Raw genomic sequence first — 23,905 nt, 5'->3', positions numbered from 1 at the left:
GGGTTGGGGGTCAGCCGAGCACGAACGCGTTGGTGCGCGACGGTTGCGTGGTGATCCAGACGCTCTTGCTTTGCAGGTATTCCTTGATCGCGTCGACGCCGCCCTCGCGCCCGATGCCGCTGCGCTTGTAGCCCCCGAAAGGCGTGGTGAAACTGGTGGCGCGGTAGTTGTTGACCCACACCGTGCCAGCCTTCAACCGGTCCGACATGTGGAACGCGCGATGCAGGTTCTGTGTCCATACGCCGGCGGCGAGACCAAATTGGGTGTCGTTGGCAATGCGCAGCGCATCGGCCTCGTCGTCGAAAGGGATCACCGAGAGCACGGGCCCGAAGACTTCTTCCTGCGCAATGCGCATGTCGTTGGTGACGCCGGTGAAGATGGTGGGTGCCACGAACTGGCCTTGTCCGTAGCCCTCGCCGGTGAGCGCATGGCCGCCGAGCGCGCACTTGGCGCCGCCGTCCTTGGCGATCTCGATGTAGTCCAGGATTTTCTGGAACTGGGCTTTTGTAGCGATGGGCCCGACCTGGGTATCCATCTTTGCCGGATCGCCCACGATGGCTTTGCTTGCCACATCGATGAGCATTGCAACGAAGCGGTCGTGAATGCCGCGCTGTACCAGAAGCCGCGAGCCGGCCATGCACGTCTGCCCGGCTGCACCGAAGATGCCAGCCACCGCGCCCATCACGGCCTGGTCCAGGTCCGCGTCGTCAAACACGATGTTGGCAGACTTGCCTCCGAGTTCGAGCGTGACTTTCTTGAAGTCCCTGGCGGCAATCTCGTTGATCTTCTGGCCGGCGGCGTCGCCCCCAGTGAAGGCCACCTTGGCCACCAGGGGGTGGCTCACGAGCGGCTCCCCAACTTCAGCGCCGAAGCCGGTGATGACGTTGAAGACGCCAGGCGGGAAGCCCGCCAACTTCACCAAGGCAGCCAGTTCCAACAACGAGCTCGAGGTGTACTCCGAAGGCTTGATCACCATGGTGTTGCCCGCTGCGAGCGCCGGGGCGATCTTCCATACCGTCAGGGCGAGCGGAGAGTTCCAAGGCGTGATCGCCGCGACCACACCAAGGGGTTCGTGCTTGACGTAGTTGAAGACGCCGGTCTTGTTGATTGGCACCACCGCGCCCTGGACCTTGTCTGCCAGGCCCGCGTAATAGTGGAACCACTGCGCAACGTTCTGGACTTGCCCGCTGACCTCTGCGATGAGCTTGCCGTTGTCGCGCTGCTCGGTCTCAGCCAGAACCTCGACGTTCTGGCTCACCAGATCAGCAAGCTTGCGCAGCAAGGCGCCGCGCTGCGTTGCTGTCAGATCTCGCCAAGCGGGTGCTTCAAGCGCGTCATGCGCAGCGCGTACCGCGAGTTCGACATCCGCCACCCCGCCCCTCGGAATCTCGGCCCACGCTTTGCCAGAGTAGGGCTCGGTCGATTCGAACCAGACACCGGAGGCCGGGTCGATCCATTCGTTGTTGATGAACAGCTGGTATCGCTTCATGCGCATGTCTCTTGTGTGTCGATGGCTGAAAGTCTAGGACAATTCTAAAATAGCTGCAAGCATTCTGTTCAGTAGAACGACAAAAGCGTGACAACCGTGGCTGCGCTCAACCTAGTCGTTGTCATCAAGACAAGAGTTCGAGGTCCATCGGCCCCGTTTGGCACCGTCGACCTCTTTAGCCATTTAAGCCGTCCATCACGAACTTCGCACCCTTGCCAAAGCTCTCGGGCCAGGAGCGAAGCGCAAGATCCAAACAGGCTCCCTCTCGCGCTGACCTGGCGCTGTATCGCTTGGCCGTTTGCTGCATGTGTCATTGCGCAGATTCGCATTGCGCGCAACCTGCACCGATCAACATACTGCGACGCCGCGCTCGATTGCTGATGCGGAGAGGATGGGCCTCTCCACCAGTGGCATTCGGCGAAAACGCTGGAGAAGACATGCTCGCGAAATCTCTGAGGTCCCTGTTCTTGGTAGCAGGCGTGCTGTCCGCTGCTACAGCGCAAGTCTCCGCCCAACCCATCAAGGTCGGCGTTCCAATGATTCTTTCCGGAGCGGGCGCCCAGTTCGGCGCCCCTATCCTGGATGGTGCGCGCCTGTACGCAGATCAGGTGAATGCCGGTGGTGGCGTGCTTGGCCGCAAGATCGAACTCGTGCCGCGCGACACGAAGTCCCGCCCCGAAGAAGCCGTGCGGGTGGCCCGGGAGCTGATCCTGCGCGACAAGGTGGATTTTCTCGTCGGCACCTTTACTTCGGCCGAAGGAACGGCGATCTCGCAGGTCGCCAAAGAGAACGAGATCGTTACGATCGTTCCGGGACCCAAGACCGATCGTCTCACCGCGCCGGATCAGCTGCATCCCTACATCTTCCGCACGTCCGGAAACACGACCACCGAGGGCCGAGTGGCCGCGGAGATCGTCGCCTCGATGAAAGTCAAACGAGTAGCGACGATCGCTCCGGACTTTGCCTACGGCCGTGACGCAGTGACGGTCTTTGTAGCGCATCTGCGGAAGCTGGTGCCCGATGTGCAGATCGTGGACCAACAATGGCCCAAGCTCAACGAGTCCGACTACACGGCCTTCGTAACCGCACAGCTTGCGGCGAAGCCGGAGGCGGTGTTCTCGGTGATTTGCTGCGGCAACTTCGATGCTTTCGTCAAACAGGCCAACGCGCTTGGCTACTTCAAGCAACTCGGGCCGCGTCTGGTAGCCGTCGGTGAGGCGGGATCCGTGGAGATGTTGAAAGCGCTGCGTGACGAATATCCGGTGGGAATTTGGGGTAACACCTACGATGCCGACAACTGGGAGTCATCGCCGGCGCACAAGGCATACCTCGCTCGCGTGCGCGAAGTCACCAAGCAGGCCGTTCCTTCTTCATGGGTCATCCAGGGCTATATCTCCATGCAGTTTCTGGTCGAGGCGATCAAGAAGGCCAACTCAGTCGATGCCTTGAAGGTTTCAGCAGCGATGAAGGGATTGACCATTGCTTCGCCGCAAGGGCCGATCACGATGCGCGCCAAGGATCAGCAGGCCGATCGGTCGCACTTGTGGGGCCAGGCGGCCAAGGTCGCCGGCTCGGAAATCCCGGTTCTCACCAACATCCGCAGCATCGCCGTCGGCGGCCTGATGGACTAGTCAGCTGGATTTGGAAGCGCAGCCATGGACCTCTCTTTTGTTCCAGCACAGCTGGTCAGTGGACTGACAACCGCTATGACGCTGTTCGTCACGGCCTCAGGCCTGTCGCTCATCTTCGGTGTGATGGGGATTCTCAACTTTGCTCACGGCAGTCTGTTCATGCTGGGCGCTTTCCTGCTCGCCTCGCTGGCGCGGCTGCTTGGCGCGTCGGGCGTCGGCTTCGTGGCCGCGCTGTTCATCGCATCAGTTGCAGTAGGGGTGATCGGTGGAGCCCTGGAACGCTGGCTCATCTCACGTCTGTACGGCAAGGAGGAGCTGTTTCAGCTCCTCTTCACCTATTCGCTGGTGCTAGTAATGGCCGACTGTGTGCGGATGGTGTGGGGGGTCAACCAGCAATCTGTGATGCGACCGGCGATGCTGTCCGGATCCTTCGAACTCGCTGGTGCGACGCTTTCCCACTACAACCTTTTGCTCATTGGGGTGGGATTCACCATCGTGCTCGGTTTGTGGTTCCTGCTGCACCGTACCCGCATCGGGGAGCTGATTCGCGCTGCGTCGCAGGATCGAGAAATGCTGCTGATGCTCGGCAAGAACGTGCGCTGGATTCAGACCGGCGTCTTCGCGCTGGGGGCCTTCCTCGCCGGCTTGTCGGGTGCGCTGATGGCGCCGCTGGTGTCGGTCGTTCCAGGCATGGACTCCGAGATCATCATCGTACTGTTCATCATCGTGGTGATCGGCGGGCTTGGCTCACTGGCCGGCACGCTTGTGGGTTCGCTCGTCTACGGCATCGCCTACTCATTCACCGTGTACTTCTTCCCTCAGCTTGCTCTGTTCGTTGTCGCAGCACTCATGGTGATCACCCTCACCTTGCGCCCGCAGGGCCTGCTCGGTCGGCGGATTGGCTAGTGCTCCCGCAAACAGGTGCATCATGAAGAGTCAAATTGAAGCCACGCTCGCGCTGATCCTTTTTCCTTTGGCGCTCGGCATCGGAGTTTTCGGCTCCCGTCTCTGGTTGAACTTTGGTGCCGAGGTGGCGATCTGGGCATTGTTCGCCGTCAGTCTGAATCTCCTGGTCGGCTTTGGCGGTATGGTGTCGTTCGGCCATGCCGCTTACTTCGGCCTCGGCGCCTATGGCGCGGGGCTCGCCGCCATGCGCTGGGGCATCGGGCTCGTTCCGGCCACATTGATCGGCATGGGCTTGGCGGCGCTCTTCGCGTTGCTGTTCGGCATGCTGTGCGTGCGGCGATCGAAGGTCTATTTTGCGATGTTGACGCTCGCATTCAGTCAACTGGTGTGGGCGGTGGCCTTCCGATGGAACGACCTCACTGGCGGCGATCAGGGAATCAATGGCTTGCCGATGCCGCAGTTCGGGAACCTGCTGGGGTGGACCAATCAGCGCTGGTTCTACTGGATCTGCTTCGTGCTGCTGTGCGCCGTCCTGTACCTGTTGTATCGGCTGGCGCGCTCTCCATTTGGCACCCTGCTCAATGCGGCGAAGCTCAATCCGGAGCGGGTGCAGTTTCTGGGTACCTCGGTGCCGAGGGTGCAGCTGGTGGCCTTCGTGATCGCCGGTGCGCTGGCGGGACTCGCTGGCGCGCTGTTCGCTTTCCATGCACGGGGACTGTTTCCCGACTATCTGTTCTGGACAAAGGGTGCCGAGGCGCTGAACATGGTCGTTCTGGGCGGCATGAATCAGTTGCTTGGACCAGTGCTCGGAGCTGCCATGCTGCTGTTGATCAATCAGGAGGCTACCGCCTTTACTGAGTACTGGTCCGCAGTGACCGGGGTGATGCTCGGTGCGCTGATCCTCTTCGCCCCCGGGGGCCTGGCAGGCGGTCTGCAGCAACTGCTTGAAGTTGTGACGCGCAAGCGTGCGAGCAAAGTTGGCCAATCTGCGCCAGATATTGAAGCCGATCTCCGGAGGCCACAATGAGCGTGCTGATCGAGATCGAAGGCCTGAGCAAGACCTTCAGCGGCTTCAAGGCACTGAGTGATGTGGGCTTTGCCATCCCTGAAGGCAAGATCACAGCGGTGATTGGTCCGAACGGCGCGGGCAAGTCGACCTTGTTCAACCTCATCACGGGCAAGCTTGTGCCCACCAGCGGGGCAATCCGCCTTCAGGGCCGCGATATCACCACGCTGCCACCGGAGGCTCGGGTACGCAGCGGGTTCGGAAGGACTTTCCAGCGCACAAGTGTTTTCGGTGAAATGAGTGTGCGGGAGAACCTCCGGACCGCACTGTTGTGCCAGGGAAGTCACGTCTGGTCGTTCTGGCGCGCGGCAACTGCTTTCTTCGAGTCGGACGTCCAGGCGCTCGCGTCGCGCTTCGAGCTCAGCGACGCGTTGGATCTGCAGGCCAAGACCATGTCGCACGGCGATCAGAAGCAGCTCGAGCTGGCCATGGCCGTCGCCCAGACGCCCAAGGTGCTGTTGCTGGACGAGCCTCTGGCAGGAATGTCGCCGGTGGAGACACGAACAGCCGTTGCAGCCATCGTCGACGAGGTTCGCCAGCGCGGCATCACGCTCCTGTTCACTGAACATGACATCGATGTTGTGTTCGAGATCGCCGACGTGATCGTGGTTCTGGACAAAGGGCGCTTGATCGCCAGTGGGCCAGCGACGCAGATCCGTTCCGATGCGAGGGTGCAGGCTGTCTATCTCGGCCAGAGCGACGCGCTCGAGGCACCGGAACTGCAGTGACCAACAGGCCTTCTCCGAACCTACCTGATCATGGAACCAATCCTCGAAGTTCTTGCGCTCAAGGCGGGCTATGGCTCTAGCCAAATTCTCTTTGACATTACGTTCAATGTCTATGACGGTGAGTGTGTCTGCCTGCTCGGCCGTAACGGGATGGGCAAGACGACCACCATGCGCAGCGTACTCGGCCTGACGCGTCGCCTCGGTGGCAGCGTGCGCTTCCGCGGCCGCGATCTCGGCCGAACATCGGGCTTCGAGGTTGCGAGGCTGGGCATCAGCCTCGTGCCAGAGGACCGACGCATCTTTGCTGATCTGACCGTCGAGGAAAATCTGCGAGTCGCGGATGCGCGCGGAGAATGGACGCTGTCACGCATATATGCGCTCTTTCCCGAGCTTCAGGAGTTCGCGACTCGCAAAGGCGGGCTGCTGTCGGGCGGACAGCAGCAGATGCTGACCATTGCGCGTTCGCTAATGACATCCCCTCGCCTCCTGCTGCTCGACGAGCCGTCGGAAGGGATCGCCCCCATCGTCGTGCAGCGGCTGCGCGACCAGATCCGGGAACTCAAGCGGTCTGGGCTGACCCTGGTGCTGGCCGAGCAGAGCCTGGCATTCTGCCTGGCAGTGTCTGACCGGGTCGTTGTGCTTGAGAAAGGACACGTGCGCTACAGCGGAACAACCTCCGCATTCTCGAGCGATGCTGCATTGCAGAAGAAGCTGCTTGGCGTAGGGCACTGATTCACACTACTGAAGAAAACCATATGACAGCAAAGATCACCGAGAACGCGCCGGCGGAAGCCTACGGCCCCTCAGATCGCAGATTCCCCTTGCGCAAGCGCGAGGGATTCATTCCCCAAGTGCAGCGCTGGTCCTTCCAACTGCCGCCCGACTGCATGCAGATGCGCGTGGGTTTCCTGGCGGTGCAAGGCCTGGACGATGCAGCGCTCGAGCAAAGCGCCTTTTTTCGATGGGCCCAAAGTGCGCTGTCGCATGCTGCCGGGCCGACGACCTTTGATCACGCTCGCTTCACCGACGCGCAGGGATTGCGCAATCACGTGATTGCAGCCTACTGGGTTGACGAGCGTCGGTTCGAACGCTGGCGCTCTGACGACGTGCTGCAGTCGTGGTGGGCCTCGAATGAGCGTCTGCACGACAAGACGGGCGTGTGGCGTGAGATATTGCGCGTGCCGCGTGAACGCCAGGAGAGCATCTACTGGCGGGACTATCCGGCAGGTCTGATGTCGAGCGACGAGGTGGCGATCTATCCGACCCCTTACTGTGGCTACTACGGTGCGATGCGCGACCGCATTCCGCTGGCCGCGCGTGATCCCCTGGATGCGCCGGACGACTTCGGGCTTGTTGAGCAGACCGGGCGTGCTGGGTACGGCGAACGCTGGCGTATCACCCCGCCTCACAATCTGGCCGTGATCCGCTCAGCCAATACGTGGGGACGCATGGACGAGGAGCAACTGGCCGACTACGAGAAGAATCTCAGGCAGCCGCTGGACAACGGCATGGCCTACTTGCGCGAATCACCGTTGCCTACCGGATGTGCCTCGTTGCGCATGCAGCGCAAGTTCGACACGCAGGGGCGTCCACTGCCCGAGGAGCATGCGCTCGGGCATTTTCTTTCGCTGCGCCACATGGAGGCCTGGGCGGAGAACCACGCGACGCATGCGGCAATCTTCACAGCCGCGATATCTCGGTACAAGCGCTACGGTACGGACAATCAGCTGCGTACCTGGCATGAGGTCTATGTGCTTCCCGCTGGCGACCAGCTCTTCGAGTACATCCATTGCGGCCCGGAAACCGGTCTGTTGCGATGGTTCGACGGCGAGCGTGTGGGCTGAAAGCTTGTTCGCGTCCATGCACGTGATGAAAAGTCCGCGTGCAGCGAACCGGCCGCGGTCCTGAGGATCGCCGTTGCCGGTGGTGCATTCTGAATGCTCGCCGACGAGGCCAGATACGGGCGCGTCGGCTAACCGCGCGGCTCCACGTCGGGAGGGCCGTTGAGCCATTCTTGCTTCGACTCGAAGAGTCGCTGCAGGTACTCGGTCACGGCCCGGATTCGGGCGGAGTACTGGAGATCATGGTGGACGCTCACCCAGAGCGTTCGCATCACCCTCGCCGTATCGGCAAGCACCGGCACCAGCGTGTCCTCTTTCACCACGGAGAACTTGGGAAGCAACACCAGGCCCAGTCCAGAGGCTGCGGCGGCCATTTGCGCCAGCATGCTGTTGGACTGGAAACTCATGTGAGGTCTTGTGATCAGTTCATCGAGCCAGCGTACAGCGTCGAGCTGGATCAGGTCGTCGAGATATCCAACGAACTGATGTTTCGGAAGTTCGGAGAGCCCGGCGGGTGTTCCGTGGTTCTCCAGATAGCTCGGCGACGCATACAGGTACAGCGCGAACGAGCCCGCTGTCTCGCATGCCAATCCTTGCCCTATCGGTTTAAAAAAGCTAACGAAGACGTCGGCTTCCCTGCGGCTGACATTGACGACCGAGGGGGAAGTCACGAGTTCCACCCGCAACTTGGCGTGCTTGCACAGCAGCGACTCGAGGTGGCGAGCCACGAAGGTGGTGCCGATCCCCTCCATCATGGCGATGCGCACGCTGCCCGACGGCTCTCTGTCGGTTCCGCCGAGTTCCTCCTGAAGCGACAGGACTGCGCGCTCCATGTTGTCTGCCTGAAGCGCGAGGACATGAGCCAGCTCGGTAGGCTTTAGTCCGGCGCGGCGACGTTCGAACAGGGGACCGCCCAAGCACAGCTCCAACTGTGACAGCCGACGGCTGACCGTCGAGTGATCGATATGGAGCTGCCTGGCCGCCTGCGACAGGCTGCCGGTGCGATTGATATGCAGGAACAGGCGCACATCGTCCCAATTGAGATTGGTGAGGGGTACCTTCTTGGTCGTCATGCAGCCTTCTTGTGCGTGGTCGTATGCAATATTGCTCCTTGGGCTTAGATATCAGTTTGTATGGTGATACGCAATACAGACGAACACCGCGCTTGGACAGCAACAGTGGGAATGGGAAAGCAATTTGCGTTCCGTCGCCAGCAACAATGCGCCATGGCAGTCGCCGGGCCATCGCATTTGACGCCTGGGCTCGCGCGCGAGGGGCGCGAGCCGCCGTTGTTGTGGCGAAGAGGGTCCTCCGCCCGCGGTTGGCGGGTCGGGCTGGAGAACGGGGCCGGGAGGAATTCAGCCCGTGGGCTGCTCGACGTGGGCCTGGCGCCTATACAGGAAATCCATAAGCGCGCGTCTGCACTCCGCGTAGGTCTGGTCAGTCGCCAGGCTGACGCGATCGCGCGGGCGCCCAATGGGAACGTCCAAGATTTCCCCGATCCGTGCCGCGGGACCATTGGTCATCATGACGATGCGGTCCGCAAGGAGCACCGCCTCGTCCACGTCGTGCGTGACCATGACGACGGTGCTTTCGGTTTTCTCGACGATGCCGAGCAGCTCGTCCTGCAACTTGGCACGCGTGAGCGCGTCGAGCGCACCGAAGGGTTCGTCCATCAGCAGGACCTGCGGTTCCATCGACAGTGCCCTGGCGATGCCGACGCGCTGCTTCATGCCGCCGGAGATTTCGCTGGGTTTCTTGTGGGCGGCTTGAGTCAAGCCGACCATAGCAAGCGCCGCCTCGGTACGGTGATCGACCGCGGAAGCGGACTCTGCCCGAAACACGCTGCGCACGGCCATGCGCACATTGTCGAAGCAGCTGAGCCAAGGCAGGAGCGAATGGTTCTGGAACACCATCGCGCGCCGAGGTCCCGGCCCGCGGATGACCTCCCCGTCGCACGAGACGGTTCCCGCGGTCGGCGATGCCAGCCCGGCGAGCAGATTGAGCAGCGTGGATTTGCCGCAACCGGAGTGACCGATCAACGCAACGAACTCGCCTCTTCGGATCTCCAGGTTGATCTCGCTGAGCACCGGAAAATCGCCCTTGGGCGTGCTGAAGATCTGCTGCACACCGCAAACCCGCAGGAACCCGGGCGTCGCGCTCGAAGCCGTCGTGGCAGTGGAGAAAGTTGGCCGCAACATCGTCTGCCCTTTCATTCGCGGAAGCTCAGCTGCTTCATCAATGCGCCGAGCAACTGGTCGAGCACCAGGCCGACGACACCGATCATCACGATGGCGACGATGATGCTGGAGATCTGCAGGTTGTTCCATTCGTTCCACACGAAGAAGCCGATCCCGCTCTGGCCCACCACCATCTCCGCCGCGACGATCACCAGCCAGGCGATGCCGATCGAGATGCGCATGCCCGTCAGGATCATCGGGACCGCCGCCGGAAAGACAATCTTGCGCGCGCGCTCCAAGGGTGTGAGGCCGATCACGCGGCCGACATTGGTCCAGTCCTGGCGCACGCTCGCGGTGCTGTACAGGGTGTTGATCAGGATGGGCCAGATCGAACAGATGAAGATGATGAAGATCGCCGAGGCGCCGCTGTCTTTCAGCGTGTAGAGCGCGAGCGGCATCCAGGCCATGGGGGAGACGGGCCGCAGCAGCTGGATGAATGGATTCAGCGCCTGGCCCAGCCATGGAACCAGCCCCAGCAAGAAGCCCAAGGGGACGCCGACCAGCACCGCCAGCGCGTAGCCGCTGAACACGCGCCTGAGCGAGTCGAGCAGATGCCAGGCAATGCCCAGGTCGTTCTCACCGTTGCGGCGAAATGGATCCGCAAACAGTTCGCCGGCGCGCTTGAACACGTCGACTGGGGTCGGAATGGCCGAGCGCTCCACGGACACACCGGGGCTCTTGCCCATCAACTTGTCGTAGTCGGAAAGCTCCGCCGGCGCGCTGCCGCCCCCGCTCGAGGCGAGCGCCTGCCAGACCGCCAGCAAGAGCAAGCCGATTGCCAAGGTGGCCAGCCAGGAGCGTGAGGTCGAGATCGCGCTCTGCATGATCACGCCTTGCCAAGCGACTTCAGATAGTCGGCGGGACGATCGGAGTCGAAGCTCTTGCCCAGGATGGTTTCCTTGCGGAATCCAACCTCCGGCGCCCTGCCGCCGCGCTCCTCGATGAGACGCTTTGCATCGGTGGCCAGCATGATCTGGCGGGCGAGTCCCTTGTAGTCCAGGTCCTCCTTGATCATGTTCCATCGGCGCATCTGGGTCAGAAGCCACACCGCGCTCGAGTAATGAGGAAAGGGCTGAAAGTCGATGCGGCGCGGCAGCGTCTTCACATTGCCCAGGCCATCGGCATACCGGCCGGTGAGGACCTGGTCCACGACCGTTTCGGGTTGATTGAGATACTGCGGCTGGGCAAGGATCTTGGCCATCCCCGCGCGATTGGCGGGCTCGGACACATGCAGGCTCGCCGCGATGATCGCGCGGTAGGCGGCCATGAAGCTGTTCGGATGGGCCTTGATCCACGCCTCGGTTGCCGTCACCGAGCAGCAAGGATGCTCCGGCCAGATCTCGCTCGAGACCAGGTGAATGAAACCCGCACCTTCATACACGGCCCGTTGCCCGCCCGGCTCGCCGCCGAAGAAGCCGTCGATGTTGCCCACGCGCAGGTTGGAGACGTACTCGGACGGAGGAACGACGCGGTAGGAAACGTCCCGGTCCGCGTCCAGCCCTGCCGATGCCAGGTAGTGGCGCAGCTGGAGCATCTGGTGGGATTGCTCGAACGGCACGGCGAACCTGAAACCCTTCCAGTTCTTCGGATCACGGTTGTCCTTGTGCTTCATCGCAAGGACTAGCGAATTGCCGTTCTGGTTGAGCACCGTCATCACACGGGTCGGAATGGGAGCGCCGCCGATGCCGGCCGACATGGCCAGCGCAACGGGCATCACCTGCTGGGAGATGTCCAGTTCGCCGTTGACCATCTTGTCTCGGATCAGCGCGATTCCGGCGATCTTCTGCAGGCTCAGTTCCAGGCCCTCGCGCGGGAAAAGTCCGAGCTGCTCCGCATAAATCAGAGGCGTCGCACAGGTGATGGGCAGGAATCCGACAGCGAGCCGCTTTTTCTCCGGCGCGCCCTTGCTGCGCTCCTGCGCGACGGCGGCAAGCTGGGTCAGCGGCGTGAGCGCCGTGAGTGCGGCCAGCGCCCCTGCCCTCCCCAGCGTCTTGACGAAGGCTCGGCGCAGGCCGCGCTCGGGAAAGAGGCCGTGCAGCATGCCCTGGGCCATGGCGCCAGCCAGCGCATCGTCGGCGTTCGCAGCCGTGTTCTCCGCGAGGCACTCCTCATCGTCACCGTGGGTACTGCCGCATGCGCAGGGGCCGGTGCGGGAAAGGCGAACATACTCGTGTGATGGGTCCATGGGCCCTCCAGGTGGGTTGAACGGACAAGGTCCGCGACACGGCAATGGTGAGCAAGTTCCGCACAAATAGCCGCCGGGAAATTCACAACCCGCTGTGCGCAGATGCCCATGGACCCGCGGAGCCCGCAAAAACGCACCTCTTGTTGCGTTTTTCGAGCATCTGTGCGGCTGTACCGGCAACTATCCTGTGGGCCTCAGCAACGCACAGCGAGTACCTGACATGAGTTCATTGCCCCGGGTGAAGGTTGCCGCCGCCCACGCAGCGCCGGTGCTGCTCGACAAGACCGCCACGACCGAAAAGGCCGTGTCCATCATCAAGGAGGCCGCCCTTCATGGCGCGCAGGTGATCGCGTTCCCGGAGACGTACATCCCGGCGTTCCCGGTGTGGGCGGCCCTGTGGGCGCCCATCTACAACCACGATCTGTTCGAGGCCATGGTCGAGAACAGCGTCTACGTGCCGGGGCCCGAGGTGGCCTTGATTGCCGCGGCCGCCAAGCGCTTTGGCGTGTGCGTATCGATGGGCATCAGCGAACGCAGCACGGCCAGCGCCGGCTGCATCTGGAACTCGAACCTCCTGATCGGCGAGACGGGCGAGTTGCTCAACCACCATCGCAAGCTGGTGCCGACCTTCTACGAGAAGCTGGTCTGGGCGGCTGGAGACGGACAGGGGCTTCGGGTCGCCGAGACACGTTTCGGGCGCATCGGAGGCCTGATCTGCGGCGAGAACACCAACCCGCTCGCGCGCTTTTCGCTCATGGCGCAGGCAGAGCAGATTCATATCTCCAGCTGGCCGCCGATGTGGCCCACGCGCAAGCCGTCGGGCGGCGGAAACTTCGACAACGTTGCGGCAAACCGTATTCGGGCGTCCGCTCATTCGTTCGAAGCCAAGGCGTTCGGAATCATCTGCGCGAGCTTCATGGACACGAAGATGCGTGACTTCCTGGTAGACCGCGATCCGGCGGTGGCGGAAGTGATCGACGGCACCTCGCGCGCCGCGTCGATGTTCGTGGACCCTACCGGCACGCAGATCGGCGACACGCTCCAGAACGAAGAAGGGATCGCCTATGCCGAGTTCGACCTGAACAAGTGCATCGAGCCAAAGCAGTTCCATGACGTGGTGGGCTACTACAACCGATTCGACGTCTTCTCGCTCGGTGTTGAACGCCGCCGCCACGAGCCGGTCGCATGGTCGGGGCCGTCCGATCCGAAGTTTCCGCGGCTGCTCGACGATGAGATGACCGCTAGGGTTCTGGATGAATAGCTCCGCGTTCCTGCCACCGCTGCCTGAAGGAGCGGAGCGCTCGGTCGTCATTGGCCGGTCTCCAGGATTCCATCTGAAGCCGCCACCCGCCCCTGCGGCGCTGCGCGACTTCATCACGTCCGATGCGCAGCTCTTCGAGACCATCCACATGGGCGCCGTCGAAGTCGATGCCAAGCGCTGGCGACTGCAAGTGGACGGGCTCGTCCGAAGGTCTTTCTCGATCGACCTGGACGGTCTCAGGCAGCTGCCTTCTGTCACCGTCACCGCCTTTCACGAGTGCTTTGGCAGCCCCCTGATACCGGCCGATAGCAATCTCTGGCGGGTAGGCAACGTCCAGTGGACGGGTGTGCCGCTGGCTGTGTTGCTCGAGCAAGCGCAGCTCGAGCCGAATGCCACCCATGTCTGGTCGGACGGTTTGGACAGCGGCGAGTTCGGCGGCCGAAGGATGAACCGGTATCGCAAGGATCTGCCGATTTCGAAAGCGCTGTCGCACGAGGTGCTCGTTGCTTACGAGATGAATGGCGCACCACTGACCCGCGAGCGGGGCGGGCCTGTTCGCCTGGTGGTTCCAGGCTGGTTCGGCACCAACATGACCAAGTGGCTCTGTCGGCTGTCGGTCCAAGGCAGGCGTGCGGACTCCCCCTTCACGACCCTTTGGTACAACCGCGACAGCGAGCATGAAGGCAAAGTCGATCGAGAGCCGGTGTGGGCTGTCGAGCCCAATTCGATGATCACCCATCCGGCACCCGGCGACACCATCTCCACAGATGCTGTGGAAGTCAAGGGCTGGGCCTGGAGCAACAACGGCATCGGCGGCGTGGCGCTCAGCGCCGATGGCGGGGGAACCTGGCAAGAGGCCGAGGTCCGGCCCCGCCGAGAATTCGAATGGCAGCAGTTCGCGGCGACGCTTCCGCTGCCGCGAACGTCCCGCCCGATGAGCATTGTCGCAAGAGCCCGTGACGCCGATGGATCTATTCAGCCATTGAGCGGGACACGAAACACGGCCCATTCGGTCCAGATTAACCGGCTGCTACCGGGCCCTGGAACAGCGGACACTGGAACCTAGGCTGCGGATCGGCATTTGCGCAATGCGGCGACGTCGGCCCCGTCGTCTCCAAGATCCCACCAAATTCCGGCCATCACGGCCAAGGCCTCACGCGCCACCGAGCCCAAGAGGTGTTCATTCGGCGCGTGCTGCGAGCACGCGGCATAGGAATGGGGAACCCATACCGTAGGCAGGCCAAGGGTTTCAGCGAAGATCGCATTGGGAACGGTGCCGCCAATATTCGGCAGCAGTGCAGGCTTCTTCCCCGTGGTCGCTTCGATGGAGCGAAGTGTCCATTCGACCCAGGGATCCTTCAGATCCAGGCGCGTTGCGGTTCCGGCGGGCTGCACCGTGACCTTCACGGACGAGATCCCATTGGCGGCGAAGTGCTCTTCGAGGTACCGGTGCGCGTTTTCCCAGTCCGTGCCGACGACGTACCTTAATTGGCAGTGCGCCCGTGCCGTTGGTGGGATCGCACCGACGGGTGCGTCAGGGTTGCCCGCCTTGAACGCGATCACCTCCAACGCGTTCCATGCCCAGACCCTTTCGGCGGGGGTCAACCCAGGCTCGCCCCAAGATGGATCTACCGCGGGGGCATGCTCGTCGCTTCCGAGCGCGAGATCCGAAATTGCGGCGCGTACAGCGGGAGAGAGGGGCGGAGGAAGGAGCCCTTTCACAAGAATGCGGCCATCCTTGTCGATCAGCGTCGCAATCGCATGCGACAGAACGACGGCGGGGTTGCGTAGCGCGCCTCCCCAGTTGCCGGAGTGATGTGCGCCGTCCCGAAGATCGACCTCGAGCTGGAAGTTGAGCTCGCCGCGTGAGCCGAGAAAAACGGTCGGCCTGTCCGCGGCAACGCGGGGGCCGTCGGACGCCAGGAAGAGATCCCCCGCCAGAAAGTCCTTCTCGGCTGCGCAAAGGGCACCGAGCCCGGGCGAGTCGATCTCCTCGCCGGTTTCGAAAATCAGCTTGATGTTGAAGCCCACTTCTCCCTCGCGTGCCGCGATCACCGATTCAAGTGCAGCGATGTTGATCGAATGCTGCCCCTTGTTGTCGGCGGTGCCGCGTCCATACCAGCGATCTCCTTCGACGACCACCTTCCAAGGCTCAAGACCTTTTCGCCATTGGTCGTCGTAGCCACGGACAACGTCTCCGTGCGCGTAAGTGACGACTGTCGGGAGGCTCTCCCCTTCGATCCGTTCTGCCAGAAGAACCGGAGCGTCGACGCCCGCCGGGTTGGCGACGATCCGGGATGTGAAGCCAAGGCGACCAAGGGTCGGGGCAATCTCATCCCGCAAATACGCGTGAAGTTGCGAGGCGCTGCTTTCGACCTGGCTTTCGGTGCGGTACGAGACACGGCGATTCAAGTCGGCGAGGAATCGGCCCGAGTCGAACGTTTCCAGCGCCGCTGAGATCGCCGATTCTCGAGTGGAGTGGTTGGGATGGTGCATTTCAGGTCAGCCCCTATTCGATCGGATAGACCATCGCGTGCGTCGTGTCGAGATCGACTTCAACGCGCTGGCCGGCATGAAACAACTGCCTGTCAGGTGTCATCTGCGAGCGGGAGAGAAGCCGAACGTCACCGACCTCGACGAGCACCACCTGGGTCGTTCCGGCGTACGCGGATTCAACGACGCGAGCAGGACCATCCTCCGACAGTCGCAGTTGCACGTTCTCCGGGCGAATTGCAAGGCGGCCAGAGGTTGAACGGGTGAGGACCCGTTCAACGGGTATCGACCTGCGAATTCGCAGCGAGGCGATTTCTGCGTTGATTTCCGCTCCAGCCGGCGACAACACCACGGGCAGAAAGCTGGTTTCCCCGATGAAGTCCGCCACGAACGCGCTCGCGGGGCTCTCATAAAGATCTCGAGGCGATCCAAACTGCTGTAAGCGGCCTCCTTCGAGAACCGCGACCCGGTCTGCCATCGACAGCGCTTCTTCCTGGTCATGGGTCACGAAAATGATCGTGCTTCCGATCTGCCTGTGGATCTGCTTGATCTCCAGCTGCAATTGCTGGCGCAGCTTGCGGTCCAGCGCTCCCAAGGGCTCGTCCATGAGCAAGAGGGGCGGCTTGAATACCAGGGCGCGCGCGAGAGCCACCCGCTGCTGCTGGCCACCGGACAGTTGGGCTGGAAGCCTGTTCCTCAAGGTCCCAAGTGCCACCAGGTCCAACGCCTTGGCGACCTCTGCCTCAACCTCCTTGCCCCTCAATCCGCGACGAAAGAGTGGGTACGCCACATTTTCAGAGACCGTCATATGTGGAAACAGCGCATAGCGCTGGAACACCACTCCGAAGCCGCGTTTGTATGCAGGCTGATCGTTGACGCGTATCCCCTTCACCAGAAGGTCGCCCGAGCTCGGGGTTTCGAAACCCGCGATCATCATGAGCAAGGTCGACTTGCCGGAACCACTGGGGCCCAGAAGCGCGACGAACTCCCCCGGTTCGACAGTGAGCGAGACGTCGTCGAGCGCCTTGAACGCTCCATAGGACTTCGAGACATTCGCAACGCTGACCCCAGCGCTTCGCCTCCCCACCTGGGCCTCGGGAATGTCCCGAACCGATTCCATGCGGCCAGTCATCATGCTTTCACCCCAGTTTCAAAAATCTTGCGGGGCGTGCGAGTCAATCGCTCGGCGCCGGATTCGGTCACCAGGACCGTCTCGCTGACAGCCAGGCCGCGAGCGGAGGTGTACATGTGGAACACCATGCCCTTCTCGAGCAGCCAAGTGGCGGTCGGCACGAAAGACCTGTAGAGATCGCTCACGCGCTGAGACGAGGGTGCCGAAAATCCCAAGGTATAGCCCGTGATGTTTTCATAGTCGGGTCTCAGGCCCGCCGACAGTACGCCCTGCCGCACGATGGCGTCCACATCGGCTGCTACTGCGCCAGGGCGCATGGCACTGAATTGCTCGTCCTGAAGCGCACAGAGGGCCGCGAAGGTTGACTTCTGGTCTTCGGTAGCCCGCCCCACGGCCACGGTGCGCATGATCCGCACCGAGTAGCCCTTGAGTTTCGGCAGAAGCTCGACGTGAACCAGTGCACCCTCTCCAATCGGCTCGTCACTCATCGAGCTGTGCAGACAATCCCAGTCCGAACCAGCCGTCACGTAGCCAACGAAACCATCGTCGAAACCCAGCCGGTAGTACTCGGCGGCAGCAACGGCGGCAACGTCGCGCTGCGAAGCGTCCGGCCGAATGGCATCGGCCACTTTCAAGACTGCGCGATCCAGCAAGCTCGCAGCCACTCGAAAGTGTTCGACCTCCTCGTTCGACTTGCATCGACGCGCGTCCCAGACTGCCCGTTCCAGGTCGCAAAAAATAGACTCTGGAAGGGCCTGCGCGAGGAGGTCTTGCCGCTGACGGGTAAAGGAGTGGGACTGGAAGTCGACACCGATTCGCGCATGTGCCCCCCGGGACCTCAGCGCGGCGGCCAAAACCGAGACAGGCTCCTCCCAGTCAGAGAAGGCAACGATGTCTTGCAGCCAGCTCTTCGCACGTGCAGGCGCCATGTCGAGTTTTCGGATCAGCAGAAAGGGGTCACCGACCACCGGGACGAGGCATGCGCGCCACAGATTTTCTTGCACGGCGTAGCCGGAGACCCAGCCCATGGTCTCGGGCTCGTCAAGGATCGCCCAGTCGAGATGACGAGCGCGCATCACGTCTTGCACCATGCAGAGGCGGCGACGGTACTCCTCGACGGAGAAAGCAAAGAGTCCAATGCTGCTCATGTTCAGATGTCCTTCCGATGCGAGCGATGGTGGAGAGCCGCCGACACAAACGTCTTGACCGCGACGAGCGCCGCCAGGCTCGCCAGAAAGAGCACGGCTACGACGGCAATCTGCGGACTGATTTCGAGGCGGATGTCATCCCACATGCGGATCGGCAGAGGCGTTGAGGATGGACCGCTCACAAACAGGCCGTAGACCACGTCGTCGAATCCCGTGATGAACGCGAATACGAGCGCACTGGCCAACGAGGGAAGCAGCAGCGGGAGCGTCACGGTACGCAACGCGGTGAGCGGATGCCCGCCGAGGCTGATAGCTGCCTGCTCCAGGCTCCGATCGAACTTCTTGAGGCCTGCGATCAGGATGACGACCACGTAGGGCGTTGCGATGATGGTGTATGCAAGCACGAATGCAGTCGCTGTGCCGATGAGCGGGGTCTGAGCAAAGCTGAAGAAGAAGGCCACCGCCATGACCACATGGGGAACGATCATCGGAGAAATCAGCAGAAGATAGAGCGGAACCCGGCCAACGAAGCGAAACCGCACGAGCGCAAATGCGATGGGTACGCCGATCGTGATGGCCAGCAGAGAGGCCAGGAGTGCCGTACGGCCGCTGAACGAAAGCGCGCTCAGCCATTGCGAGTTGCTGAAGAACTTGGTGAACCATCGCAGCGAGTAACCGGGCGGTGGAAAGCTCAAGTAGGCGGCGTCGCTGAACGCAAGTGGGATCACCACCACAAACGGAAGGACAAGCAGGGCGAGCGTGAATGCTGACAGCAGCACGAGCAGCGGTGAACGAACCGAAGAGATCACCTCAAGCGCGCGTTGAAGCCCCTTTTCAAGAGGCGCAGGAATACGGGGAACTGCGGAAAGATCTCGAACCTTCTTCACCGATTGACTTGACTGAGATTCGTCCTCCAGCTCCGTCGCAACCTTGGTGCGAAAGATCACGAAGACCGTTGCAACCATGGCGAGCAAGACTGTCGCCTGAGCGGCAGCAGCCTCGAACTCACCGAGGGTCAGGACTCGGATGGTGATGCCCTGCGCAATCATGTAATCGTTCGGACCGCCAAGAAGTGCGGGCGTGATGTAAAAGCCCAGGCAGGAGAGAAACACGAGGGTGCAGCCGCTGACAATACCGGGCATCGAACTGGGGAGCGTGATGCGCAGGAAGGCATCTGCCGGAGAACTTCCCAAGCTTTGCGCGGCGATGCTCAGTTTTCGGTCAAAACGAGCGAGTGCGGCATACAGCGGAAACACCATCAGTGGCAGTTGCACCTGGATCATTCCGATATACACGCCGATCTTGTTGAAGACCAGTCGCAGCGGCTCCGAAACGATCCCAAGGTACAGCAGCAACTGGTTGATCAGGCCGGCAGGGCTCAGCAGGACGGTCCATGCGTATGTCCGGATCAAGATACTGGTCAGGTACGGGAGAGTGACCAGTACCAAGAGGAGGCTTGCCAGCCACGGAGGGCACCGAGAGATTGAATATGCGAGCGGATAGGCCAGGATCAGGCAGGCCAGTGTCACCACGACCGCCAGCAGCAGCGTCTGAAACAGGACCCAGGCAAAAACCCCTGAGCTCGCGATCTCCTGGTAGTGCAGCAGCGACCAAGTGCTCTCGTTGCGAAAGCTCTTGAGTACCAGTTGGGCCACCGGAAAGAGATATCCCGCCGCGAAAATCGCCAATGCCGGCACGACCAAGAGCAGGATCATTGGCGCACGGCTATGGCGTGCGCTTTTCCAACCAAGCTTCATGAGAACTTCCGAATGGCTCTAGAGCCGTGTGCAACCGACGATTCGATGCGCCCAGATGGACCGTTCAGCGCGCACCGACCAGCCACCGCTCCCATTCCGCCACCGCGGTAAGGTTGTTGGGGCGACCGTTCTTGCCCAGCGCGTTCCAGAAGGCGTAGTCCTGAACGATCTGCTGCTTTTTGAATTCGGCGTACGTCGGCAGCATCTTTGCGCGTTCCGCAGGGATGTAGTCGTAGGCGCGCGAGTTCGGCGGCGCGTACAAAATGTGCTTGGAGAAGTTCGCCTGCACCTCTGCGCGCGACATGAAAGCGAGCAGCTTGTTCGCGTTGTCAACGTTCTTGGAACCTTTGAGAACCACCCAGCTGTCGTATTGCAGGATGCCTTGGTTCCAGGTGAAGCCAATCTTCTGGCTCTTCTCATTGGCAGCGTAGATTCGCCCGTTCCATCCGCTGCCGGCGGTCACCTGCTTGTCGATCAGCAGCTGAGGGCCCTCGGCACCGCTGTTCCACCATTTCACGATCTCGGGCTTGATGCGGGAAAGGCTCTTGAATGCGCGATCCCAATCGATCGGATAGATCTTGGCGGGGTCCACGCCGTCTGCCAGCAGAGCCGCCTCGAAGACAGCACCGTCCGGCCCGCGTGTCCCCGTACACAGGGTGCGCCCGCCCGGAAACTTCTTCGTGTCCCACACATCGGCCCAGGAAGAGATCGAGTTGCTGCCGAACTTCGCGGGATCGTACGCAATCAGCAGGGAGTAGATGATGTGAGGGACGGTGAACTTGCCTGTAGCAACAGGGTTGAAGGCATCCAGATCGGCCTTGTTGAAGTACCCGTAGTCGATCGGAACCAGGAGGTTCTCGCGCTCGAAGGCCGTGGTGTTGCCGCCCGTCAAGATGGTTACGTCGTACCGCGGGGAACCGGCCAACGCGCTTGCGCGAACAGCGCCCAGGTCAGTACGCGGCTGCGCGATGACCTTGATGCCGGTCTCCTTCTCGAAGGGGTCGAAAAGCGCTACTCGCTTGGCCTCCCCCCACGATCCCCCGCCGTCGTACACGACGACCTCACCGGTGCCCTTGAGACTTTGGGCCAGTGCCGGTACTGCGAGGAACGACGGAGCAATGGCTGCCCCCCCGGCTCCTGCCACACCCTTCAAAATTTGGCGGCGATTGATGGTCATGAGCTTGTTCCTCTAAATGGTCAGTCTGCTGAACTTTGTAGGCCCCCGGTGTGATGAATTAGGTTTTACGCCCATCGCCGCCATCGGTGAGGAGAATTCTGGTGGGCACAGGGCGGAGAAAATCACCGATCCCCCTTGTGGTTGCGGAAGATCGACGCGTTGTGGCCCGGTAATTTGCACGTATGGTGCTAGGCACCGTCCTGGAGCAGCATGCCCGTTATAAAAACGACTCAGCGCACTGTTTAGGTCATTGCTCAGCGAGAGGAACGTTCAGCGTGACCTTGACACGCTGCATGGCGACATAGGTCCTGAACCCCTTGACGTTCCCAGAGCTGAAGAAAAGGTCGCGGGTGAGTTGCTCGTACTCCGTCATGTCCTTGACGACTATCACGAGCACGAAGTCGTACTCCCCCGTGACGTAGTAAACCTGCTGTACCTGCGGACAGTCGGCAAAACGTGTCTTCACCTCGTCGAGTAAGTCAAGCCTCTCGCTCTCGAGCTTGACTTCAACGACGATCGTGATGGGATGTCCGACGGACGAAGGATCAACGATACACACGGTGCCGGCGATCACCCCCGCAGATTCGAGAGCTGCAATTCGACGATTGACCGCCGATGGAGACAGATTGACGGCCTCCGACAGTTCGCGCTGGGAAATCTTGCTGTCCCTCTGGAGCAAGCCCAAGATCTTGACGTCGTAGTTATCGAGGTGCATGACATCCATTATCTGCGCCGCAATGGCCAAGGCGAGGAGCGCCCGGGCACGCAACAGCCTTCCATTGTTCTCCCTGAATCTGGTTCGTTGTCCTGTTTTTGCTGTCCAGATCGCGCCAAGCAACACAAGAAGCGGTCCTAGGATTCATGAACTCCTGGCGTTCAAGCCAAGGGGGCGAAAAACAACCAACGGAATCCAAGATGCTGATTGCCAATGAGCGCGTCACGCGCAGTGCCTATCCCAGTGACCTCCAGTCTGTGATGTCCATCGCCAAGGCCCAGGAAAGCCGCGACTGGATCTCGTCATGGAACAGTTTGAATCCGGGGTTCACGCCGTTGTACGAACTCAATGGCCTGGCTCGCAGCCTCGGGATCGGAAAGCTTTATCTGAAGGATGAGTCCGTCCGATCCGATCTCGGGAGTTTCAAGGCGCTTGGGGCGCCGATCGCTTTGGCTCGGCTGATTCTTCGCCTGTGGCCGGATCACAACCTGGATCCGAAGCTGCTTTTCAAGGGCGGCTACAGATCGTTGCTGGAAGCCTTCACGGTGATCAGCGCGACAGATGGCAATCACGGCAAAGGCCTTGCGGCGGCAGCGCAGACCATGGGCTGCCGTTGCGTGATCGTCCTCCATGCGAATGTGAGCGAGGAACGGGAGCAGGCGATCGCCAAGTTTGGCGCCAAGGTAATGCGCGTCCAGGGGAACTACGACGCTTCTGTCGAGGAAGCCGCTCGTCTCGCCAAGGCCAACGATTGGCATGTTGTTTCAGACACTTCATACGACGGCTACGAAGAGGTCCCGCGGGATGTCATGCAAGGGTACGGGACTGTCGCTGCCGAAATTGTTGAAGCCTCGGGTAGCGACCAAGCGGTGCCGTTCACGCATGTCTTTCTTCAGGGTGGGGTTGGCGGCCTCGCGGCAGGAATCCTGAGCTACTTTTGGGAGTGCTATGGGGAGCGTCGCCCCACGGTGGTAATCGTCGAGCCGGTACAGGCTGACTGTCTTTTTCAAAGTGCGTTGCGCGGCGTTGCGTCCAAGGCAACGGGCTCGGTCGACTCGGTCATGGCTGGCCTGGCCTGCGGCGAAGCATCTCCACTTGCATGGAGATTTCTTGTGTCCGGGGCTGACTACTTCATGACCATCACCGATGACGATGCGGTCGCTGCGATGCGGCTCCTGGCGATCGGCAATGCATCGGATCTCCCTGTGGTTTCTGGTGAATCAGGCGCAGCCGGCCTCGCAGGCCTCGTTGAACTCCGAAGCCACGCGGCACAAGCTGCCACGGTTGGGCTGGGGCCCGATGCGCGCGTGCTGCTGATCAGTACGGAAGGTGCCACTGCCCCTGCCGCCTATCAGGCGCTGGTTGGACAGTCTGAAGCGCAAGTGCTGGCACGCCAAAGAAGCAGAGTGAGGCTCAGCCAGGGCACCTGATCGAGTACCGCATCCTGCCCGGCGGAGGGCGCGTAGCCGATTTCGATAGAGCGCGCCATCCAATGACGCACGATGTGATGCACAGGGCCGTGCCGAGCAGGGAAAGAATCAGCACAAGCGCTTCGCGCAACCAGGGTCGTGTGCGCAGAGGCTCGAAGTCGAGACTGTGCAATCCCTGGTAAAGAAGCCGCTGCCAACGGCCTGACGGGTTGACTCGCAACAGCACTTTGCCCGAGGTGGCGTCGGCATACAGGTCCGTGCCGTCGGGCCAATGGGCGCGCCAGACGGGCAGCGGCCGGGTGTCCAGCGCCTCCACCGAGGCCGGATTCTTCGCGTAGTAGACATCGTCGTAGCGATCGATCCGCGTCACGCTCGAAGGGGGGCGGTCCATGCCGCGTAGGCGTTGCAGGGTGCCCGACACCAATCCGTCCGGCAGCACCGATTCCACCGCCGGCACAGCGCTCGCATCGTCCGCGCGCACCCACCACCGCCGTTGCGTGCCCTGGATGCGGTACCAGACTTGCCCGTCGATTCGAAGCCGCTCCAGCTCCAACGCCTGCGCACCGGCCTCCCGGCTTGCGACTGCAGCCAGGGCTAGCTGCGGCGTCACAACGGCACCCCGGTCGGCACCGAGCCAGCGGTCGCGCTCGGCGGCCGAAAGTCCCCGTGAAGAGAACACTCCGTAAGGATTCATCGACATCAGGCC

At 61.7% G+C, this 23,905-nt stretch carries 20 protein-coding genes and 1 pseudogene; 9 read left to right on the top strand and 12 right to left on the bottom strand.

Annotated elements, in window-relative coordinates; genetic code table 11:
- Nucleotides 1–10: 10 nt before the first annotated feature.
- Nucleotides 11–1,489: an aldehyde dehydrogenase gene (locus BLR24_RS29670; protein WP_093024218.1), complete on the bottom strand. Its 1,479-nt coding sequence runs from the start codon at nt 1,487–1,489 to the stop codon at nt 11–13.
- Between the two features lie 437 nt (nt 1,490–1,926).
- Here BLR24_RS29670 and BLR24_RS29665 point away from each other — a divergent pair, with 437 nt between their 5' ends.
- Genes BLR24_RS29665 through BLR24_RS29640 form a run of 6 tightly spaced genes read left to right on the top strand, consistent with a single transcriptional unit; the run spans nt 1,927 to nt 7,664 of the window.
- Entirely contained in the window at nt 1,927–3,120 is a 1,194-nt protein-coding gene (locus tag BLR24_RS29665; protein WP_175543383.1) for an ABC transporter substrate-binding protein, read from the top strand.
- 24 nt (nt 3,121–3,144) lie between these two features.
- Entirely contained in the window at nt 3,145–4,026 is an 882-nt protein-coding gene (locus tag BLR24_RS29660) for a branched-chain amino acid ABC transporter permease (RefSeq protein ID WP_093024173.1), read from the top strand.
- A gap of 22 nt (nt 4,027–4,048) precedes the next feature.
- The gene (locus BLR24_RS29655; RefSeq protein ID WP_093024171.1) at nt 4,049–5,053 is read left to right on the top strand and encodes a branched-chain amino acid ABC transporter permease; all 1,005 of its coding nucleotides are present in this window, start codon (nt 4,049–4,051) and stop codon (nt 5,051–5,053) included.
- A complete protein-coding gene (locus BLR24_RS29650) occupies nt 5,050–5,820 on the top strand; it encodes an ABC transporter ATP-binding protein (RefSeq protein WP_093024216.1) in 771 nt (256 codons plus the stop codon). Before BLR24_RS29655 ends, BLR24_RS29650 begins: the two co-directional genes overlap by 4 nt.
- A 27-nt stretch (nt 5,821–5,847) precedes the next feature.
- Nucleotides 5,848–6,552, top strand: coding sequence for an ABC transporter ATP-binding protein (locus tag BLR24_RS29645; RefSeq protein WP_175543384.1), 705 nt, complete (start codon nt 5,848–5,850; stop codon nt 6,550–6,552).
- A 23-nt stretch (nt 6,553–6,575) separates the two neighbouring features.
- A complete protein-coding gene (locus BLR24_RS29640) occupies nt 6,576–7,664 on the top strand; it encodes a phenylacetaldoxime dehydratase family protein (RefSeq protein WP_093024167.1) in 1,089 nt (362 codons plus the stop codon).
- A 128-nt stretch (nt 7,665–7,792) separates the two neighbouring features.
- Here BLR24_RS29640 and BLR24_RS29635 read toward each other — a convergent pair whose 3' ends face one another.
- The 4 genes from BLR24_RS29635 to BLR24_RS29620 all read right to left on the bottom strand — a co-directional run bounded on the left by BLR24_RS29635 (nt 7,793) and on the right by BLR24_RS29620 (nt 12,086).
- A complete protein-coding gene (locus tag BLR24_RS29635) occupies nt 7,793–8,734 on the bottom strand; it encodes a LysR family transcriptional regulator (protein WP_093024165.1) in 942 nt (313 codons plus the stop codon).
- Nucleotides 8,735–9,019: 285 nt separating this feature from the next.
- Nucleotides 9,020–9,862, bottom strand: coding sequence for an ABC transporter ATP-binding protein (locus BLR24_RS29630; protein WP_093024214.1), 843 nt, complete (start codon nt 9,860–9,862; stop codon nt 9,020–9,022).
- Between the two features lie 11 nt (nt 9,863–9,873).
- Entirely contained in the window at nt 9,874–10,725 is an 852-nt protein-coding gene (gene ntrB / locus BLR24_RS29625; RefSeq protein ID WP_093024163.1) for a nitrate ABC transporter permease, read from the bottom strand.
- 2 nt (nt 10,726–10,727) lie between these two features.
- Entirely contained in the window at nt 10,728–12,086 is a 1,359-nt protein-coding gene (locus BLR24_RS29620; protein WP_093024161.1) for a CmpA/NrtA family ABC transporter substrate-binding protein, read from the bottom strand.
- Between the two features lie 220 nt (nt 12,087–12,306).
- Between BLR24_RS29620 and BLR24_RS29615 the strand changes: the two genes are divergently transcribed.
- Both BLR24_RS29615 and BLR24_RS29610 read left to right on the top strand, forming a co-directional pair.
- The gene (locus BLR24_RS29615; RefSeq protein ID WP_093024158.1) at nt 12,307–13,347 is read left to right on the top strand and encodes a carbon-nitrogen hydrolase family protein; all 1,041 of its coding nucleotides are present in this window, start codon (nt 12,307–12,309) and stop codon (nt 13,345–13,347) included.
- A complete protein-coding gene (locus BLR24_RS29610) occupies nt 13,340–14,413 on the top strand; it encodes a molybdopterin-dependent oxidoreductase (RefSeq protein WP_093024156.1) in 1,074 nt (357 codons plus the stop codon). Before BLR24_RS29615 ends, BLR24_RS29610 begins: the two co-directional genes overlap by 8 nt.
- Here BLR24_RS29610 and BLR24_RS29605 read toward each other — a convergent pair.
- The 6 genes from BLR24_RS29605 to BLR24_RS29580 form a co-directional block, all read right to left on the bottom strand.
- Entirely contained in the window at nt 14,410–15,843 is a 1,434-nt protein-coding gene (locus BLR24_RS29605) for a M20 family metallopeptidase (protein ID WP_093024154.1), read from the bottom strand. The genes BLR24_RS29610 and BLR24_RS29605 overlap by 4 nt on opposite strands.
- A gap of 13 nt (nt 15,844–15,856) precedes the next feature.
- Entirely contained in the window at nt 15,857–16,975 is a 1,119-nt protein-coding gene (locus BLR24_RS29600; protein ID WP_217636354.1) for an ABC transporter ATP-binding protein, read from the bottom strand.
- Nucleotides 16,972–18,120, bottom strand: a complete 1,149-nt coding sequence (locus BLR24_RS29595; protein WP_093024152.1) for a M24 family metallopeptidase — start codon at nt 18,118–18,120, stop codon at nt 16,972–16,974. The genes BLR24_RS29600 and BLR24_RS29595 overlap by 4 nt, the downstream gene beginning before the upstream one ends.
- Before the next feature lie 2 nt (nt 18,121–18,122).
- A complete protein-coding gene (locus BLR24_RS29590) occupies nt 18,123–19,877 on the bottom strand; it encodes an ABC transporter permease subunit (RefSeq protein ID WP_093024150.1) in 1,755 nt (584 codons plus the stop codon).
- Nucleotides 19,878–19,941: 64 nt separating this feature from the next.
- On the bottom strand, nt 19,942–21,054 hold the full coding sequence (locus BLR24_RS29585; RefSeq protein WP_093024148.1) for an ABC transporter substrate-binding protein: 1,113 nt from the start codon (nt 21,052–21,054) through the stop codon (nt 19,942–19,944).
- 247 nt (nt 21,055–21,301) lie between these two features.
- On the bottom strand, nt 21,302–21,769 hold the full coding sequence (locus tag BLR24_RS29580; RefSeq protein WP_093024210.1) for an Lrp/AsnC family transcriptional regulator: 468 nt from the start codon (nt 21,767–21,769) through the stop codon (nt 21,302–21,304).
- Nucleotides 21,770–21,969: 200 nt separating this feature from the next.
- Between BLR24_RS29580 and BLR24_RS29575 the strand changes: the two genes are divergently transcribed.
- The gene (locus BLR24_RS29575) at nt 21,970–23,199 is read left to right on the top strand and encodes a diaminopropionate ammonia-lyase (protein WP_093024146.1); all 1,230 of its coding nucleotides are present in this window, start codon (nt 21,970–21,972) and stop codon (nt 23,197–23,199) included.
- Here the strand turns inward: BLR24_RS29575 and BLR24_RS30835 are convergent.
- Nucleotides 23,183–23,905: pseudogene (locus BLR24_RS30835) on the bottom strand (hypothetical protein); the annotation flags it as partial. The gene BLR24_RS29575 and the pseudogene BLR24_RS30835 sit on opposite strands and share 17 nt — an antisense overlap.

Origin of the sequence: Variovorax sp. OV700 (genome assembly GCF_900099805.1) — a bacterium.
Lineage (GTDB): Bacteria > Pseudomonadota > Gammaproteobacteria > Burkholderiales > Burkholderiaceae_C > Variovorax.
This window is presented reverse-complemented; position numbering and strand designations above follow the sequence as displayed.